An 18,026-nucleotide genomic window follows, 5' to 3' on the forward strand; every position below is an offset into this window, starting at 1 on the left:
CCTTGGACGCTCAGTCGACCGAAAGCGGCGCGTCCGAGCCGGGTGCCGATGCTCGCGCACCGACGGGTTGCGCGACCTCTCGGGTACGCCGCGTATAGGCCAGGTACAGCACCGTCGCCACCAGCAGGCCGACGATCCAGGAGATGTCGGCGCCGCCCAGGTGGTCGACCAGCGGCCCGGTGTAGAGGCTGCTGCTGATGAAGGGGATCTGCGCCGCAATGGCAACCAGGTAGACAAGGACGGCCGGCCAGTTCACCAAGCCGTACTCGCCCCGAGGCCGGAAGAGCTCGCCGACGTCGTAGTGGCCGCGCCGTACGACGTAGTAGTCGGTGAGGTTGATGGCGGTCCACGGCACCAGCAGGTACAGCAGGAACAACGTGATGCTCTCGACAGTGCTCAGGATGTGGCCGCTTGCCATCAGAGTGGCTGCGATCGTGAGCGTGGCGCTCACCACGATGAAGACGGCGCGCACCAGCGGCGTCGCCGAGCCGTGGCCCTTGGCCGAGAAGGCGCTGATCGCAGTGAGGTACATGCCGTAGTAGCCGTACACGCCGGCAGGGACGATGCCGATGACGATGGCGAGCAGGATGGCCGAGCTCAGCGCCGGGATCTGCCGGCTGAGCATGCCGATGGCATCGTCGCCCACCGCCTCGGCGCTGATCGTGGCGGCGAACGCGCCGAGGATCATCACCCACGAGGAGCCGAGTGCCGAGCCGGCGTAGGTCCACAGGAACGTGGTCCGCGACGGGGTGTCCTCGGGGAGGTAGCGAGAGTAGTCCGAGACGTACGGCGCCCAGGTCAGCTGCCACGAGACGAAGATCGACATGACGAGCAGGACGGTGCCGAACGACGGAGCCGGGCCGCTCGGCAGGTGCTCCGGCAAGTGACAGGCCAACGCGATCGTGAGGGCGAGGAACAGCAGCCCCGAGACCACGCTGACCACCCGGGTCGACAGATGGATGACCTTGTACCCGACGATCGCGATGACCGCCGGGACCGCGCCCTGGATGATCACCGACCAGGTGAACGAGATGTGGGCCCAGTTCGCGAAGGCCTGCCCGGTGATGACGCCACCCTCGACGCCGAATCCGACGTACATGCACAGGACGATCACGACCGGCAGCAGCGTGCCGAGGAATCCGAACTGCGCACGGCTCTGGATCATCTGTGGCACGCCCAGACGGGGACCCTGGATCGAGTGGTAGGCCATGAACACGGCACCGACGAGGTTGCCGATCAGGATGGTGGCGACGGCCCAGGGAAGGTCGAGTCCGAGGGTGACCGCCAGGACGCCGGTGACGAACCCGGTGATCTGCACGTTGCTGGAGAACCAGACCGTGAACAGGTGCCACGGCTTGCCGTACCGCTCCTCGGGCGGGACGTAGTCGATCGAGTGCTGCTCGATCGACTCGCCGCGTGATCGGTTGCGGCCCATCTCATGCCTCCTGCGGGGTCAGGGCGGCCGCACGGGCGATGGCGCCCAGCGCGTCCAGGTGAGCAGGGGTGTCGGCGACCGGCTGGTCGGTGGCGGAGAACTTCGCGATGACGACGTCGGTCTGCGGGTCGAGCCAGAGGTACTGGCCGAAGATGCCGACACCGTAGAAGGACCCGTGGTCGTCGCCCGGGATCCACCACTGGTTCTTGTAGGTGCCACCCGCCGCCGAGTCGGACTCGGCCGTGGTCGCGAAGTGCCCTCCGCGGCGCGTCCGCGCGATCCAGTCAGCCGGCACCACCGGTGTGCCCTCACGCCAGCCATCGTCGAGAACCAGGCGCCCGAATCGCGCGAGATCGCGCAGTCGCATCCCCATCCCGGCACACGCATAGGGCGTTCCGTGGTCGTCGACCGTGACGAAGGCGTCGTCCTCGGCGCCGATCCACGACCAGAGATGTCGCCGCATCAGCTCGCCGTAGCCCGCGCCGCCGGCGCGTTCGAGCACCCACGCGAGGACGTCGGTAGTCCCCGAGCAGTACTGGAAGTCGGCGCCGTGCCGGCCGGCGCCGCGCAACTGGGCCAGGAACGGCCGGGTGCCGACCACGTCCTCGGGCTGCCGCGGCCGCCATCCGGCAGCGCGGTCGCCCGCGTGAACCTCGGCGGTGGGCTCCAGATACGACATGTCGTAGTACGGCGCCGCGGTCATGTCGAGCAGCTGCCCCACGGTGGCGCCGGCGTAGGAACCCGCCGCCAGCTCCGGGACGTACGTCGGGACGGTCGCCTCGAGGTCGAGGAGGTCGGTGGCGGCCAGCACCCCGGCCAGCATGCCGGCGAACGACTTCGAGATGGACATCACGATGTGGCGAGACGCGGAGGTGAACCCACCGAAGTAGCGCTCTCCGAGGATCGTGTCGCCGCGCAGCACGAGGATGCCGTCGGTGTGCGTGCGAGCGAGGAACTCCTCTGCGCTGATCGGCCGCCCATCGGGGCCCGGCACGGTCAGAAGGTCCCAGTCCAAGGGCTCACTCGCGGGCACCAGCATGCGTACCGGCGCCTCACCGCGAGCAATGGTCGTGCAGGGGACCACGTCCTCGACCCGGTGCAGACCGAGTCGGTGGTGAGGTGGGGTGAGCCAGTTGCCGGACGAGACGTCGGAGGAGGTCATGGAGGAGATGGTGATCCCGGCCGCCTACTCCTGTCCAAGACCTAATTACTACCCATCATGATGCCGTTTCGGCATGATGAGGCATGGAACTACGCCACCTCCGGTGCTTTCTGACTGTCGCGCAACTCGGTACTGTCACGGCCGCCGCCGAACAGCTGCACATCGCTCAGCCCGCGGTGTCCCGCCAGATCCAGCGCCTTGAGCGCGACCTCGGCGTCACGCTCTTCCGCCGCAACGGCCATCGGCTGTCCCTCACCGACGCGGGCCGCCACACGCTCGACGTGGCGCACGACCTGCTCACCCGGGCCGACCGGCTGACGACGGTCGCGGGACAGCTGGCCGACGGACAGCTGACCCGGATCTCCTGCGTGGCCGCCCCCACCACGCTGGACTACGTCCTCGCTCCGTTCGTCGCCACCCTCGACGACGACGACCCGTTCATCGCCGTCGTCTCGGTCCTCGGCGACGAGGTGCACGAGGCGGTCGCCGCCGGGCACGACTTCGGCATCGCCGCGAACGTGCCCCCCGCGGGCGGCCTTGCCTGGCAACGCCTCACCCGCGTGCCGCTCCACGCCTACGTCAACCCGGGCCACCCCTGGGCCCGCGACACCAGCGTCACGCTGGACGAGCTGATGGAGCAGCCTCTCCTCCTTCCGGGCCGAACGGACCCGACGCGCACCGTTCTCGACGCAGCTGTCATCGCGGCCCGACTCCGGTATCAACGCCACACCGAGGTCCCGTGGGAGCAGATGCGCCACGCCCTGGCGGCAGGGCGGCGTGGCGTCGCGATCGGGACCGAGTTGCCGCGGTTCGGCACCCGTCCCCTGCTCGTCCTCGACACCGATGGCGCTCCCGTCCAGCTCCCCATCCACGCATGCTGGAGCGCCGACCACTACGCGGCCACCGCGCTCGAGCAGTTGGCCACGCGACTCGGCAACTTCGCCGAGCAGGTCGTCCGCCCCGAGGCCGAAGCGATCTGAGGCGCAGGGAGCTGCCGGAAAATAACTTCGGGTTTCAGTCGGTCTTGCCGATGAGGTGCGGGCCGTGGGGAAGGCCACGGCGAGGCCGGCGAGTACCAGGCGGACTGCTGGGCATTCGGCTGCCCATCGGGCCAGCAGGTCCGGAGTGCAGGACTGGACGACCCCGGCGGTACCCCCACGAGCTGTTCTCCCGGGCCAGGCGCAGCACCAGGGCGCGAATCGAGCGGACGGTCGGCGGGCGCCGGCGACGCTTCGGCGCGCAGGTCGCGGCGTGGCTCCGCGTGAGCAGGTCGCGGTGCCAGCGCAAGATCGTCTCCGGGCGGACCAGCAGCAGGAGATGCCGCAGCTTCTCCCTCGGCAGGCGGCGGAGCAGACCGGCCAGGGTCACCCGGTCGGTGTCGGTCAACGTCGGCTTGCCGACCTGGCTTGCAGGACCAGTAACTGGTGCCGCAGGGCGAGGATCTCGATGTCCATGTCCCGGTCGCTCATCGGCAGAAGACGTAGCAAGGCGAAGGCGTTGGTGGCGGCGAGGTAGGCCAGGCGCAGCAGCACGAGAGATCGTGATGCCGTCCGCATTGGTCCGCGGGAAGACGATCAAAGGTCGGCGTGCGCGGCTCGCCGCTAGGCAATCAAGGCCGGGACCTGGGCGGATGATTTATCGGCACCTGCAGGGCCGCACGGCGGTTCAGCAGTGACGGCGCCCATCAGCCTCGTCGTTGCATGCCCCGCATCTGTTGTTCCTCACCCTGAAGGGAAGAGTGAGACTTCACTCGACTGGCACATCAGGGCTCTACTCGTGCGTACTATCTCTAGACACTGCTGCGCATTGCGGCAGTTGTGTCCTCTGGGTGGCCCAGTCAACACAGACGGGGCGCCTGCCTCCACCCGCTCGCGGACCGGGTTCGTGCTTTTCACAGCCGTACCCGCGAGCTGCAGAAAGGCCCATGACATGTCGGAAATTCAGGTCCACACCACAGGACTGGCGTCGCAGTACATCACCCAGGTGACGGGTGACCTTGAGCGCAACGTCAAGGAGCAGGAACGTATCAGTGGGGAAATCGAGCTCTTGCAGGAGCAGTTGGGTGCCCTGCAGCACGACCACTCCGTGCTGATGAGCATCCGGGAGGCGCTCGGCGGCGCGAGCCCTGCCGGCGAGGCAGATACCACGGCCGCGCCGACCGTGCCGCGCCAGGCCACGGCCGAACCCCAGCAGAGCAAGCCGAAGAAGGCGGCCGCCACGAGTGCAAAGGCGACGGCATCCAAGAAGAGCGCCTCCAAGGCCTCGTCCGCGAAGGCACCCAAGACAGACTCTAAGCCGACCCTCGTCAATCTGATCCGCGGTCACCTGGAGCAGCAGAGCGAGCCGCGTTCCGCCTCCGAAATCTCTGCCTCGCTCGCGCAGGCCTACCCTGACCGCGGCGTCAAGACCACCGTTGTGCGTACCACTCTCGAAGGGCTGGTCGCCAAGAGCCAGGCTCAGCGCACCAAGCAGGGCTCGTCCGTCTTCTACATCGCGACGGGCGACACGGAGCCTGCTGCCGTCGAGCCTCAGCAGGAGGCAGTGGCCGGCTGAGCGTTCTCGGGTGCGCCCATCTCACCGCCACCAGGGGGCGGTTCGATGGCGCCCCAGCCGGAACCTCGGCATGAAGGACCCAGCCGGGGTACGACGGTCCGGGAGTGGGACTCCCACGCCGTCGCCCGCATCCTCCCAACCGGCACCCGGGTCAAAGGGGGGCGAACCGGCAGAACACCAGGACGAGACACCGTGGCAGAGCTGCACGCCCGCCTGGTGGAGGTGTTGCAGGAGGTGAGGGTCTGGGCCGCCTGCGCCGCGGGTTCACCAGCAAGCTCCACCGGAACGCAGACGGCTGTTACCGCCCGCTGTCGCTAGTCGTCACCTCCTGGCCGCCTACGAGCGGCACTACAACGAACACCCCCCCGGGCCCGCAACCAACCACCTCCCGGAGCCGACCAGCAACCCACGACTGTGCACGAGCCCGAAATCCGCCGACTCCTGCGCACCCGCATCCTCGGCGGCGTTATCAACGAGTACCGCTACGCGGCTTGACCTGCAGCGACGGCTTTCCGAGCCCCACAGGGTGCAGCACAGCTCGGCGTGCGACGAGTCAGGCGCGATGCCCAGCCCAGGTGTGCCCGGGCTGGGCTCTCCACGACGGTGACCATCGGTCAATCGGCAGCTCCAGAGCCGCTCGCCGCTTCCGTGCCCGATCTGGGAGCGTACGTCCCCGTGGCCGATGGCGAGTCGTTCCGACCCTCCAGGACAACGGCCGGCTCAAGGGGCGAGGCGATCTCCTGGCCCTTGCTGCGGGAGGCCCAGTCGCGGATGCCGATGATGACCATGACGAAGAAGATCGCGTAGACGATCCCGGAGAAGTACAGCCCGGAGTGGATGGCGAGGGGCACCCCGACGAGGTCGACGGCCAGCCAGACGAACCAGAACTCCACGTACCGCCGGGCCTGGGTGTACATCGCCAGGATCGAGCCGACGAAGATCCAGGCGTCCGCGAGGACCATCCACCAGGGAGCGCCGGGGTAGAACGACGCGTCGGTCGTCTTGAGCAGGGCGCCGAACGCGAAGGTCCCGGCGGCCATGGCGGCGAGCAGTACGCTGCGCTCCCGCCAGGACGCCCATCGGACGTTGATCGTGCCCTCCATCTCCTTGCTGCGGCGCCACGTCGCCCAGCCCCACGACGCCGACGCTATGATCACAACCTGCCGAGCGGCGTTACCTCCGAGATCGACGTTCAGGCTCGCGATCAGCAGCAGAATCGAACCCAGGATCTGCACCGGCCAGGCAACCAGGAACCGTCGCAGCGCCAGCCAGACGGTTGCGAGCGCCAGGAGGTTGCCGAGGAAGTCGGACCAGTAGACGGGGAAGCCGAAGAAGCTGAACTGCTCGTTCAGCCACTGGAATGCACTCATTACTCACACCTTTGTTCATTCGGAGCAAGGCTGGGAGTGGGCTGTCGGCCCGAACCGGGGCCGGTGGTGACGCAGGGAGGTCGGCGCCGCGCGCCGAGTCCGTGCGCAGGGGTGCCTCAGGAGGAGGCGGTCCTTCGGTATGTGGCGAGCGCATCGTCGAGGACGCGCAGCGCGTGGTCCGAGGCGAGGAGTTCCTCGGACCGCAGGACATCCTGCCGGGCGGCGCGCACCAAGTCCTCGGGGGATGCGAACTTCACCGTGTCTCGGATCCGTGCCACGAACCACAGTCCGACGCGCTCACCGTAGAACTGGTCCGAGGTGTCATGGCAGTACACCTCGACGTGCACATCCGTGGTGTCGCAGAAGGTCGGGTTCGATCCGATGCTGATCGTGCCGTGGTGGACGACGCCGGTCGAGTGGCGTACCACCCAGCCGCTGTAGATCGCGGGTGGTGGCACCAGCGAGCCCGGGTCGGCCGCGACGTTCGCGGTGGGGAACCCGAGCCCGCGGCCCCGACCGGCACCGTGCACCACCGCGCCCGCGAGGTGCGCGGAGACCGTCAGGGGGTCACCCATGGGGGATGAGCTCGCGGAACTGGCTGGTGTGGAAGACGAGCGGCTCCACGCCGGTGAAGAGCTCGACCGTCAGCAACTCCATGAGCACGATCTCGTGATCGCCGCCGTCGTAGGTCGCGCTCACCCGGGCCGTCAGCCAGAGCGCGGCGTCCTCGATCACGACGGCGCCATCAGGCGTCGCCTGCCACGCGACGCCGTCGAAACGGTTGACCTCCCTGGACGCCAGACGTCGGCACAGCGCGCCCTGACCATGGCTGAGCACGCTCAGCCCCAGGACGGGTGCCCCCGTGAGGCGCGGCCAGGTGGTCGAGGTGCGGGCCACGCTGACCGCGGCCATGGGCGGTTGGAGCGAGATCGAGACGAACGAGCTCGCCGCGAACCCAACCGGCTCGTTCCCGAGCAGCGCGCCGATCGCGACGACTCCGGTCGGGTAGGCACCGAAGGCGCGTCGCAGCGTTGCCGCGTGCAGCTCCGCCGGTGCGGACGCCCCGGACGGGTTGTGGGCAGACGTGGCCATGGTCTTCGACATCCTCTCGTCGCGGGTTCTGTGCTCAGTGCCGGTGGCGGGCCGCGGGGTGGCTGGCCGGCAGCGCGCGGTCGGACGCTCCGGTGAGTCGTTCGCGCAGGCTCTCGCCCTGCGCGTACTCTCCGCGGAAGACCCCACGTGCCCGCAGGATCGGCAGGACCGACTCGATGAAGTCCGTCGTCGAGCTCGGCTGGATCATGGGGGACAGCAAGAAACCGTCGAGGTCGGCGCCTTCCGCGAGGGCGCAGATTTCGTCGGCGATCTCCTCGGCCGTGCCGACGACCGGCCGCGCTCCGACGCCGTGCTTGTGCCAGTCGGTGAGGACGTCGCCGACCGTCTTGCCGGCGAAGCGGGCCACCTGGGTCTGGGACAGCTCGGTGGACAGATCCGTCATGGGCGTCTCGGGCGCGTAGGACGAGAGATCGAGCCCGGTAAACATGGCGTAGCTGGCGACGGACGCCTCGGGCCGCTGGGCGTCAAGGATCCGCTGGTAGCGCCGCTCCGCATCGGACGTCGTGGCACCGACGACACAGGAGAACGCCGACATCACCTTCACCTCGTCGGCTCGACGGCCCGCCTTGACCGCCTCCTCGCGGATGGAGGCGGTGTGCCCGGCGAGCTGCTCGACCGAGCCGCTGCCCACGAACATGCACTCGCCGTGCCGGCCCCCGACCCGGCGGCCGGCGGGCGACGCCCCCGCCTGGAACAGAACGGGCGTGCCCTGCGGGGAACGCGCGGTGTTGCCATACCCCTCCGAGCGGAAGAACGGGCCCTTGTGGGTGACGAGGTGCACCTTGGCGGGGTCGGCGAACCTTCCGTCCTTGTCCTTCTCCAGCGCGTCCGGCTCCCAGGCACCCTCCCAGTACTTGTAGACGAGGTCGAGGAAGTCCTCGGCCATCCGGTAGCGGTCGTCATGGGCCACCATCTCCATGCCGAACGCCTTGACCGCGGTGTCGGCCGTGCCGGTCGTCACGATGTTCCAGCCGATCCGGCCGCCGGAGAGCTGGTCGAGCGTGGCGATGCGGCGCGCGAAAGCGTACGGGGGCTCCACGAGGACGGAGCCCGTCACGACGAGGCCCAGGTCGGTGGTGGTGGACAGCAGCGCGGACGCCACGACCATCGGGTCGAGCCTCGGGAGGTCGAGGGTCTCCTCCGTGGCGATGGGCGGGCGCGTGCCGTTGATCTCGGACCAGCCCCAGGCGTCGGCGAGGAACAGGAAGTCCAGCTTGGCGTCCTCGCAGATCGCGGCAAGTTCGCGCCAGTACTCCAGGGTGTCGAAGAGGTGCCGCCGGCTGTCGGGGTGACGCCAGGTGGCCGTGCCGCTCGCATTGGTCTGCGCGTTCTCGAACACGCCGATCTTGAGGTTCCTCATGTGTGGTTCTCCGTAGTGCTGGTGGGTAACCCTCAGGGGTTCAGGAAGCGGAAATGACCGCGGGTGGGTCGAGTTGGGCCGCGTACGGCATGGTGGTCTGGGCACCGAGGCCGGTGGCAGCGTGCGAGGCCGCGAGCACGGCGCGCTCGACCGCGGCAGGGAGGGCGGTGCCGCGTCCGAGCGCATCCGCCAGGGCACCGCAGAAGGTGTCGCCGGCACCCACGGTGTCGACGGCGTCCGCCGACGGCGCGGGGACGTGGACGGTGTGCGTGGCGTGCTCCTCCTTGCAGGAAGCGCCGTCCGCCCCGAGCGTCACCACGACGGCCCGGCACGGGAGCGCGGCGCGCTCCAACAGGGCTCGGGCCTCGTCGACGGTGGCGGGCCGGTCGGCGCCGTGAATCGAGGCGAGTTCGCCGAAGTTGGGGACGAGGACGTCGACGGCGACCAGTACCTGCGCGTCGATCGGGCGGGGGCGGGGGTCAGGACAACGACCCCTCCCTGCTCATGGGCGCGCAGGACCGCCCGCTCGACCACGTCGGCTGGGATCTCGTGCTGGACCAGGACGTCCTCTCCCGGTGACCGGACGAGTCGGGCCGGCAGGTCCTGGACGCTGAGGTCGGCGCCGGCGCCGGGGTTGACGACGATGGTGTTCTCGCCGGCGTCGTCGACGACCACCGTGGCGATTCCGGTCGCGGCCAGCCCGTTTGACCGCACGGCACCGACGTCCACGCCTTCGGACGCGAGCGCGTCGACGGACGCGTCCGCGCCGCCCCGGGCGACGAGACGCACCCGTGATCCGAGGCGGGCGGCGGCGACGTCCTGGTTCGCGCCCTTGCCGCCGACCCCCTCCACGAAGTGCCACGCGAGCACGGTCTCGCCGGGGTGCGGCAGGTTCTTGACGGTCAGGACGAAGTCGCGATTCACCGAACCAACGACGGTGATGAGCGACATGCGGACTCCTTGGGAGATCGATTTCCGATATGCTGGACCAGCTCACCCGCGCCGTCAAGTAGCCTCGTCCTGCCGGATTTTCCCGCTGCTCCGGCGCACCCGCTCCCCCCGACCGAGAGGGACACCCACGTGACAGCGCCCCGACTCATCGACGTGGCCGAGGCCGCCGGGGTCTCCCGCGCGACGGCATCACGGGTCCTCGCCGGCACGCCGCGCAACGTCGATCCCGAGCTCGCGCGCCGCGTCGAAGAGGCCGCGCACAGGCTCGGCTACCAGCCCAACCACTCCGCCCGGGCGCTGCGGACCGGCGCCACCGGGACCATCGGCGTGGTGGTCCCCACGCTCGCCAACCCCTACTTCGTCCAACTCGCCGATGCCATCGCGCAACAGGTGCGTGCCGCCGGCGGAACGCTCGTCATCTCCGACGCGGCGAACGACACCGCGGTCGAGGCCGAGCAGATCGACACCCTGCTCGCCGGCCGGGTGGACGGTCTGCTCGTCATCCCGGTGTCCGTCAACGCGTCCGGACCCGCTATCCGCGATGCCTCCAGACGGGGTCCGGTGGTCCTCTTCGACCGGTGGGCCAAGGGATCCGGCACGGTCGCCGTCACGCTCGACAACGCGTCCGCGGTGCGGCTCCTCCTCGATCACCTGGAGGGCATAGGGAGGCGACGGATCGCGCTCGTCGCCGATCAGGCGTCCTCCTCGGGTGCCGAACGGCTGGCGGCCTTCGTCGAGGCTCAAGGGCCTGAAGCCACCACCATCCTCCTGCCCAGTTTCACCACGGACGCCGGACGGACGGCGGGGCGTCGCATCATCGAGCAGCGCGACCGGGTCGACGCGGTCGTCTGCGGAGCCGACGTCCTTGCCGTGGGGCTCGTGAGCACGCTGCACCGCTCGTCGGTCGCCGTACCCCGGCAGATTGCCGTCACCGGGTTCGATGACACCGAGATGATCAAGCTCCTCGACCCGCCCATCACGTCCATCCGCCACCCGCTGTCAGCCATGGCGCAGCGCGCACTGACGCTCCTTCAGGCGCCCAGCCGGGAACGGACCGAGCGGGTCGAGCGGTTCCCTCCTGAGCTCATCGTCCGCGCCTCGACCGAAGAGACCTGACGGGCCGACATATCGCTGGAACGGGAAGTGAGTTGACCACTCGGACGCTACCGGCAGTTCGTTGACCCGGCTGCGGGCCGGCGCTCCCCTTGCGGCTCGCCCACCTCGCTGGTCAGAAGCCCGTCCTTTTCTGAGGGTCGCAAGCTGATGGGTCGTCACATGGTGTAAGTGCGTGACTGGCCGGTGGTCCGTTCACTTGGAATGGCCGCGGCTTGGTGCCGTCGACGCCGCCCGGGCTCTTTCGCCTCGGCAGATCGCCCCCTCCACCCGACCCCGGCCGTCTCGTCGCACTCGGCCACCTGCCGCGCGGGCACCTGCGGTCGGCCCGGCCCCATGTGCGCGCCGACGTTCTGCCGCAGCGCCCGGCCGCCGAGCCGCGTACGGCGGGGATGTCACCGTCCACTCAGCATGCCGCTTTGCAAGATGGCGTCTCGTATATTGACGAGCGCTCGGGCCTCCCCCTACCGTGGGGACACTTCTCGAAAGGACGGGACCAGCATGAGGCCAGTCGCTCTCATGGGCGCCTTGCTCGTGTCGTGCGTTGGCCGCCGGACCTTCGACCAACAGCTCAGCTACTCCCGGCCCCGGGAGGGACTGCGCCCCGGAACGGCTGCCGGCCAGCCACAGACTCCGTTCTGAGTCTTCTGAGTTCTCTGAGTGCCGTTCGTCGCCGCGCGATGAGCAGCCACCGCACACCGAAACGTCGTCCGTCGTGTCTTCGCCGACGGGCCTGTCATCACATCTTCGAGGAGTGCATCAGCATGACCTCCATTGTCGGCCGTGAGCCGATCTCCGGGCCGTCCGCCTGGCGCGGCGACGAGCTGTCCAAGTCCACGGAGTGGATCTACGTCCTCAGCGACGCCGAGCGCGCCGAGCTGGAAGACCTGGGCCGACGCTTCGTCGCCGACGACCCAGACCTGCGCACCGTCACCGCCGCCGACTACCCGTTCGACGCCTGTCGTGCCCTGAACGACGAGTGCGCCCGCCAGATGGACACCGGCCGGGGCTTCGTCCTGGTGCGCGGCCTGCGCACCAAGGAATACGGCGACGTCATGGCCGCGGCCATCTTCTTCGTCATGGGCCTGCACCTCGGTCGGCCGATCGGGCAGAACCAGCGCGGCGACCTGCTCGACCACGTGATCGCCACGTCGGACAAGACGTTGTCCGACGAGGGCGCCCTGCCCTCCCGTGTGCGGGACCGACTGCCGTTCCACTCGGACAGCTCCGACGTCGTCGCCCTCATGTGTCTGCGAGGTGCCAAGGAGGGCGGAGCCTCCAGCCTGGTCAGCGGCACCACGATCTACAACGAGTTGCTGCTCCGCCGACCGGACCTCGCCCCGCGGCTCTTCGACTCCTATCACTGGGATTGGCGGCGCCAGGACCCCGACTCCCCGGAGTTGACATACACCTCGCCGATCATCAGCTACGTCGACGGCGTTTTCAGCACCTACGCGGGCAGCTCGATGGTCTTCAGCGCCCAGCAGTACCCCGACGTACCGAAGCTGACGCCCGACCAGGTCGAGGCCATCAACCTCTTCGACGAGATCTCCCAGCACCACGGCCTGCCGATCGACATGGACTTCCAGCCCGGGGATGTGCAGTGGCTGCTCAACTACGCCGCGTTGCACTCGCGTACCGGCTACGTCGACCACCCGCACCCGGAACGCCGCCGGCACCTGCTGCGTCTGTGGCTCAAGCGTGATGTCGGCCGCCCGCTGACGCCCAGGTTCGGCAAGCACGTCGTGGAAATGGGTGAGCACACCGGACCACCGCTGGCCGGTGGCCGATTCCGCATCGCCGACGCCGTCACCGTGAACGACGACTGGGGAGTGTGACGTCGTGCCCTCTCGGTGACGGTCGGTCATGCTCGTCGCCGGTAAGACGGACTGCCAGTCGGTCAGGCACTGAGGCAAAGTCCTCGAACCATATGAACTCGGCCGTGACACCCACGCGCCGGAGCCGGCTCCGGCGCCGCCCTTCGGGCACTCTCTCCGCGACGAGCGCCGAGGGTGGGGGCGTAGTGTCGCCCGGCAGCGGAGAGCACGTCAGTCCGTGCCGTCGGCTCACGGTCGGTCTGGCCCGGGCGGGCTCAGCGTGCAGTGCCTCCCGAGCACGGGCATCGTGGAGACAACCAGCCCTAGGACGGGCGTGATCGCGGTGACGACGGTCCGGGGCGGCAGGTCGCGCTCCGGCACACTCTGCGGGGTGCCGTCCTTGGCGGTGCGGGTCATGGTGACGATCACCCGACGGGTACCGTGCACAAGCCCCGTGGCTCGGCGGATACCGGTCACCGCCTTGTTCGAGATCGCCCGGTTGGCGAGGTCTTCCCCTTCGGACAGGCCCACACCTCCCTGGGCGTCAGCGACCGGCGCCGTTCCCGCGGGAACCTCCCGGCGTGCCCATCGTCTCCGTGCGCCGGGTCCCGTCGACTTCCCGGTGTGGCGGGTGGCCCGCGCTGTCGACGAGCTCCCCGCACGGTTCGTCGGCAACCGCCGCCCGCGCCAGAATCTCCGGGCTACGCCGGCAGCTCTGTCAACAGCCGCCGATAGATGCGCGCATAGGCGGTCAGCTGCGCCAGCGACAGTTCATCGCAACGCGGATCATCGGCGGCCGGCTTCGCCTGCGGGCCGAGGCGCACGGTCTCGACGCCGCAGGCGCGCAGCACGACGCCGTCGGTCGATCCCGTCCAGCCGCTGACGGTCGGCGGCGGCGAGCCGAACTCGTCGAGCCAGGCCGCCCAGGCTGCCGTCACCACCGGGGCGTCGGTCGGCGTGGCCGCAGCCGACGCCACCGGCTCGGCCTCCACATCGACCGCGCAGTTCCGCAGCACCGACTCCGCGCACCGCATCCGCAACCAGTCGGCCAGCTCGGCCGCCAGCACCTTCGGCTCCACCTGGTCACCGGCTACGACGTACAGACCGATCCGCATCTGCGCCGGCAGGAGGTCCGGCTTGTCCGGCCAGCCGCTGTCGATCGCACCGATGCCACAGGCCCGGCCGGTCTGCCCGAGCCGCGGGTCGGCGGCCAGGTACGCCGTGCGCCAGCGGGCCAGCTCGTCCAGGATGACGCCGGCCGAGGCGACAACTCCCCCGGGCGGCGTGGCCGACTCCGCCGCCATCGCGGCCCCGGAGCGGCCGGTGACCCGGACGGTCAGGTAGAGCGCCCCGGGCTCGTGCCACAACAGCGTGGGAGGGCCGCACTTGGCCACGATCGCGGACCGCGGCAGCGGGTACGCGTCGATATATGCCTCCAGGCCGGTGATCCCACTGGCGCGGCGGTGTGTCCCGGAGCCGGCGAGCAGCAGCCGTCCGGCACCCGCTTCGGCGAAGGCGACCAGCGCGGCGGCCACCGGCCCGCGGGCGACCCCGAGCCCGAAGCCGGTCACCACGTCGCCGGCCACGCCGAGCGGACCGACCGGCGCGGCGTCGCCGGTGATGAGCCGGATGCCCGCGCCGTCGTGGTTCAGCGACGTGTCGAGGTGGGAGTACAGCAGTGGGCCGGCCCCATGTGTGGCGACCAGACTGCCGCCCTCGCGACCGTACTCCTGCACCTGCCACTCGATGTGCGGCCACCGGGCCGCGCACCAACTGCGCAACCGATGGGTCGCCGTCCGTTCCTGACCTCGTGGCGCGGGGGTCGTGTCGAGCAGCCGCAGGACATCCACCAACTGCTGTCTCAAAAGCGTCCCCAGTCGTCGGAGGCCGGACGCCACACGTCGATGTTGCGCGGGTCGGCCGGCATTCTGCGGGGCCGGTGAGTCTCGTGCTCCTCCGGTGTGAACACCCGATGCCGGTCGCACAGCTCGTATCGCGGGCCGAAGCGGGTGTCGTGCATGTAGAACGCGATCGACGTCGATGCCGAGTGGTTGACGATGTCGGAGGCGATCGGGGCACCCTTGTACAGCGCGCGGGCACGCATCCGCATGACATGGTCGAGGCTCTTCATCGCGAAGCACAGGTGCGCGACATAGTGCTCCGTGTTCTTCTGCACCGCGAGGCTGTGGTGGTAGCGGTCCTCGCAGCGGTAGAACGTGGTCGAGCCGACGATGTGGTCCGAGGGCAGGAACTTCAGGACGTTCTGGTAGAAGTCCAGCGTCTCCTCGAACTTCGGGGTGGCGATGAAGGGGTGCACCAGGTCGAGCGGCCGGATCTCGATGTGGGGTGGCTCGGCGTACTCCTGGAACTCGGTGAACAGCTCGACGACCAGGCCGTTGGGGTCCTTCACCGCGAAGCCGTTGTCGCACAGCGCCTTCTGCCGCTCCTGCAGTTCCAGGACCTCAAGGCCGGCGTCGAGAACGGCCTTGTGCAGTTGCTCCAGGACCTCCTCGCTCTCCACGCTGTAGCCGACGGCGGTCGTCCATCCGTCGGCGCGTTCGGGCGCGTGGATCAACTCGATCGCGTGGTGCTCGATGTCGGCGCGCAGGTAGGCGTGGTCGTCCGTGCGCTGCTCCAGTTGCAGACCGACGTGGTATTCGAGGAAGTCGATGGTGGCCTGCATGTCCGGAACCTCGATCCGGGCGTACTCCATGCCGTACGGGCCGTGCGGGCGGGTGCTCACCGGCGGTCTCCTTCCTGCCGTGAGCGGCGCCCGCTCGGCGAACTCGAACGAGGTGATGGCCTGCTGGGCGATGACCGGCCGCCAGCGAGTGCGCACGAAGTGTTCGTGCGACTCGCTGCCGAGATAGGCGAGCAGGTCGTCCTGGCTGTCGAAGTCGACGGCCATGGTGTGGGTGAAGGTCTGGTCGCGGGTGCTGATGTTCTCGCCGAGGACGAAGCCGCGCATGGCCGGGTACCGGTCCGGGAAGGTGCGCAGTTCGCCCAGCACGGACTCGCGCGTCGTCCGGTCGGTCCCCTCGGCGAAACGGAAGGACAAGGTGTGTCTGATCATCGGGTCACCGTCCGTCGCCGGTCAGAGGATGAAGCTGAGTCGGGCGCCCGCCGCGAGCGACTCGTGACCGAGGACGGAGCGCCGCAACCGGAAGCGGAGCCCGTCCTCGGTGGGCACCAGGAGGTGGTCGTACCACCCGACGTAGGCGTCGAAGTGCCCGTCGCGGGCGCGGTGCACCACGAAGGAGGCGGCCACCTTGAAGGAGTCCTCGGTGCCGTCGGAGAGCCGCACGTTGGACACCAGCCGGTGGGTGCGTGAGTGCGGGTTCTCGGCATGCGCCTTGCGGGACTTCAGGCGCTTGACCCGGGCGAGGAGCAGGTCCCAGTCATCGTCGACGAATGATCCGTTCTCGTGCGGCGACCAGCCGGGCCGGTAGTCGGTGGTCGGGATTTCGAAGCGGGCGCCGGGCTCGAAGAGGGCGAGCCAGCCGTCGTAGTCCCAGCGGTCGAGGATGTCGGCCTCGGTGTAGAGGAAGTCCTCCACGTCCTGCCGGGTGACGGTGCGTCCCGCACACCACACGGAGCTGCGGTTGCCGATCGTCGTCATCGCACGTCCCTCCCCATCAGGAAGGAAGCCGGACGCTCGCCGTGGATCTCGATGCCGTCGTCGAACCCTATGGCGTCGTTCCAGTGCCGCCAGAAGCCGCGCATCGCGCCTTCGTCGACCGACCGGCCCTGCGCTCCCTTGACCTCGTCGGCCATGCCGCGCGACATGTCACTGAAGTCCAGCTCGGGGATCCCGGTGCCCGCCGTGGCCTGGATGCCGCGCTGGACCGCCTCGTACGCCTCGATGTCGTCCGGTGTGGCGAGGCCGCCCGGGCCGACGAAGCTGACGACCGTCTTCATGCGCAGGGCGCGCGTCTCCGGGTCCTCGGCGCGAGGGACCAGTTGCCAGGCGCGCACATCGGTCTGGTCGGGGGCCACCGGCTCCAGTTGGCGGATCGACAGGCCCTCGATGTCGAACAGCAGCAGGTTCGGGAACACGAACAGGATGTGGCTCTCGTCGGCCACGTGGTGCGCCCGTTTCTCCCCCAGCCGCTGGGTCATCTCGGCCCGGTGGGCGTCGGTGCGGACCCGCTCGGCCTCGCCGAAGCGCGGTTCCCAGATCATGCTGATCCGCCCGCCGTGCCCGGTCAGGACCAGCAGACCGTGACCGTTGCCGAGGTTGTACGCGTACTGGTTGTCGTCGGTGACGGCATAGCCGCTCTCCCGCAGGTAGCCCACGAACGTGTTGTGGGTCGGTGCGAAGTGGTACCCGTCCATCGCGTTCTCGACGGCGAGCTTCCAGTTGCCGCGCACGCTGTAGAGCTGCGTGCCGGGCAGTGTGGTCATACCGCCGACGTGCTGCTGGTCGATCATCGTCAGGTAGTCGGCGGCGTCGCCGAGGTGTTCGAGCAGCGGCGGGACGTCGGGGTCGAAGGAGACGAAGACGAACCCCTCGTGGATCTCCAGGCGCGGCACGCCGCGCAGTCCCATGGAGGCCCGGAACTCGTCGCTCGACTCGTACGCGCCGGCGTCCGGGATGGCGGCGACCTCACCGTTGTTGCGGAACGTCCAGGCGTGGTAGAAGCACTGGAAGAGCCTGGTCGAGCCCTCGTTCTCGCGGCACAGCACGGTGCCGCGGTGCGGGCAGGAGTTAAGGAACGCGTGCACCTCGCCGGCTGTGTCCCGGCAGAAGATCAGCGGTCGACCGCCCAGAGTGCGGACCTTGAAGTCGTTGGGGTTGGGGATCTCGGTCTCGTGCCCGAGGTAGAGCCAGGTGTGCATCCACACCCAGCCGCGTTCCCTGGCGAACAGTTCCGGGCTCCGGTACGCCTCTCGGTTGACCCGGAAGGTGAGCTGGTCCCAGTCTTCGACGATCATCGTTGCTGGTGCGGTCCGGGGATTGCTTCCCATGGGGATTTTGCCTCTCACAAGTCCCGACCCGAGCGGCATTCCGTGAGACGCCGTCTCGTATGTCGCATTAGCCTCCCTCGGTGAACTCGACGGTGTCAAGCATCCGTCACACGGTTGACACCCCGACCTGACGCCGCCATCATCCAATTTCGCATTGAGATACACCGTCTCGCATTCTGCACGA

17 protein-coding genes and 1 pseudogene are annotated in these 18,026 nt (G+C 69.1%); 4 read left to right on the forward strand and 14 right to left on the reverse strand.

Translation table 11 applies throughout. The features are described from left to right. Positions 1-10 precede the first annotated feature (10 nt). On the reverse strand, positions 11-1,435 hold the full coding sequence (locus OG972_RS42930) for a cytosine permease (protein WP_266991779.1): 1,425 nt from the start codon (positions 1,433-1,435) through the stop codon (positions 11-13). A 1-nt stretch (position 1,436) separates the two neighbouring features. After that, positions 1,437-2,597, reverse strand: coding sequence for a serine hydrolase (locus tag OG972_RS42935; RefSeq protein WP_266991781.1), 1,161 nt, complete (start codon positions 2,595-2,597; stop codon positions 1,437-1,439). A gap of 83 nt (positions 2,598-2,680) precedes the next feature. On the opposite strand from OG972_RS42935, the gene OG972_RS42940 reads away from it, so the two are divergent. Next, positions 2,681-3,577, forward strand: coding sequence for a LysR family transcriptional regulator (locus tag OG972_RS42940; protein ID WP_266991782.1), 897 nt, complete (start codon positions 2,681-2,683; stop codon positions 3,575-3,577). 163 nt (positions 3,578-3,740) lie between these two features. Here OG972_RS42940 and OG972_RS42945 read toward each other — a convergent pair. Further along, positions 3,741-4,129: pseudogene (locus tag OG972_RS42945) on the reverse strand (integrase); the annotation flags it as partial. Positions 4,130-4,526: 397 nt separating this feature from the next. Between OG972_RS42945 and OG972_RS42950 the strand changes: the two are divergent. Further along, positions 4,527-5,150 (forward strand): hypothetical protein, encoded by a 624-nt coding sequence (locus OG972_RS42950; RefSeq protein ID WP_266991783.1) that lies wholly within the window; start codon positions 4,527-4,529, stop codon positions 5,148-5,150. A 614-nt stretch (positions 5,151-5,764) separates the two neighbouring features. Here OG972_RS42950 and OG972_RS42955 read toward each other — a convergent pair. The 6 genes from OG972_RS42955 to OG972_RS42980 all read right to left on the reverse strand — a co-directional run bounded on the left by OG972_RS42955 (position 5,765) and on the right by OG972_RS42980 (position 9,944). Then, positions 5,765-6,520, reverse strand: a complete 756-nt coding sequence (locus tag OG972_RS42955; protein ID WP_266991784.1) for a nicotinamide mononucleotide transporter family protein — start codon at positions 6,518-6,520, stop codon at positions 5,765-5,767. 116 nt (positions 6,521-6,636) lie between these two features. Beyond that, a complete protein-coding gene (locus tag OG972_RS42960) occupies positions 6,637-7,095 on the reverse strand; it encodes a riboflavin kinase (protein ID WP_266991786.1) in 459 nt (152 codons plus the stop codon). Then, the gene (locus tag OG972_RS42965) at positions 7,088-7,612 is read right to left on the reverse strand and encodes a flavin reductase family protein (protein ID WP_266991788.1); all 525 of its coding nucleotides are present in this window, start codon (positions 7,610-7,612) and stop codon (positions 7,088-7,090) included. Before OG972_RS42965 ends, OG972_RS42960 begins: the two co-directional genes overlap by 8 nt. A 34-nt stretch (positions 7,613-7,646) precedes the next feature. After that, positions 7,647-8,993: an NtaA/DmoA family FMN-dependent monooxygenase gene (locus tag OG972_RS42970; RefSeq protein WP_266991790.1), complete on the reverse strand. Its 1,347-nt coding sequence runs from the start codon at positions 8,991-8,993 to the stop codon at positions 7,647-7,649. A gap of 40 nt (positions 8,994-9,033) precedes the next feature. Then, a complete protein-coding gene (locus OG972_RS42975) occupies positions 9,034-9,393 on the reverse strand; it encodes a PfkB family carbohydrate kinase (protein WP_266992970.1) in 360 nt (119 codons plus the stop codon). Further along, positions 9,306-9,944: a PfkB family carbohydrate kinase gene (locus tag OG972_RS42980; RefSeq protein ID WP_266991792.1), complete on the reverse strand. Its 639-nt coding sequence runs from the start codon at positions 9,942-9,944 to the stop codon at positions 9,306-9,308. The genes OG972_RS42975 and OG972_RS42980 overlap by 88 nt, the downstream gene beginning before the upstream one ends. A 129-nt stretch (positions 9,945-10,073) precedes the next feature. On the opposite strand from OG972_RS42980, the gene OG972_RS42985 reads away from it, so the two are divergent. Both OG972_RS42985 and OG972_RS42990 read left to right on the forward strand, forming a co-directional pair. Then, positions 10,074-11,060: a LacI family DNA-binding transcriptional regulator gene (locus OG972_RS42985; RefSeq protein ID WP_266991793.1), complete on the forward strand. Its 987-nt coding sequence runs from the start codon at positions 10,074-10,076 to the stop codon at positions 11,058-11,060. 761 nt (positions 11,061-11,821) lie between these two features. Further along, a complete protein-coding gene (locus tag OG972_RS42990; protein WP_266991795.1) occupies positions 11,822-12,895 on the forward strand; it encodes a TauD/TfdA family dioxygenase in 1,074 nt (357 codons plus the stop codon). A gap of 228 nt (positions 12,896-13,123) precedes the next feature. Here the strand turns inward: OG972_RS42990 and OG972_RS42995 are convergent, their stop codons facing one another. The 5 genes from OG972_RS42995 to OG972_RS43015 form a co-directional block, all read right to left on the reverse strand. Beyond that, the gene (locus tag OG972_RS42995) at positions 13,124-13,405 is read right to left on the reverse strand and encodes a hypothetical protein (RefSeq protein WP_266991797.1); all 282 of its coding nucleotides are present in this window, start codon (positions 13,403-13,405) and stop codon (positions 13,124-13,126) included. Positions 13,406-13,575: 170 nt separating this feature from the next. After that, entirely contained in the window at positions 13,576-14,739 is a 1,164-nt protein-coding gene (locus OG972_RS43000; protein ID WP_266991799.1) for a hypothetical protein, read from the reverse strand. Beyond that, positions 14,736-15,947, reverse strand: coding sequence for a Dabb family protein (locus tag OG972_RS43005; protein WP_266991801.1), 1,212 nt, complete (start codon positions 15,945-15,947; stop codon positions 14,736-14,738). The genes OG972_RS43000 and OG972_RS43005 overlap by 4 nt, the downstream gene beginning before the upstream one ends. Positions 15,948-15,968: 21 nt before the next feature. Continuing rightward, entirely contained in the window at positions 15,969-16,493 is a 525-nt protein-coding gene (locus OG972_RS43010; protein ID WP_266991803.1) for an aromatic-ring-hydroxylating dioxygenase subunit beta, read from the reverse strand. Further along, on the reverse strand, positions 16,490-17,842 hold the full coding sequence (locus OG972_RS43015) for an aromatic ring-hydroxylating dioxygenase subunit alpha (RefSeq protein ID WP_266991805.1): 1,353 nt from the start codon (positions 17,840-17,842) through the stop codon (positions 16,490-16,492). Before OG972_RS43015 ends, OG972_RS43010 begins: the two co-directional genes overlap by 4 nt. Between the last annotated feature and the right edge of the window lie 184 nt (positions 17,843-18,026).

The sequence above is a fragment of the Streptomyces sp. NBC_01669 genome (genome assembly GCF_026339735.1).
Classification (GTDB): Bacteria; Actinomycetota; Actinomycetes; order Streptomycetales; family Streptomycetaceae; genus Streptomyces; species Streptomyces yanii.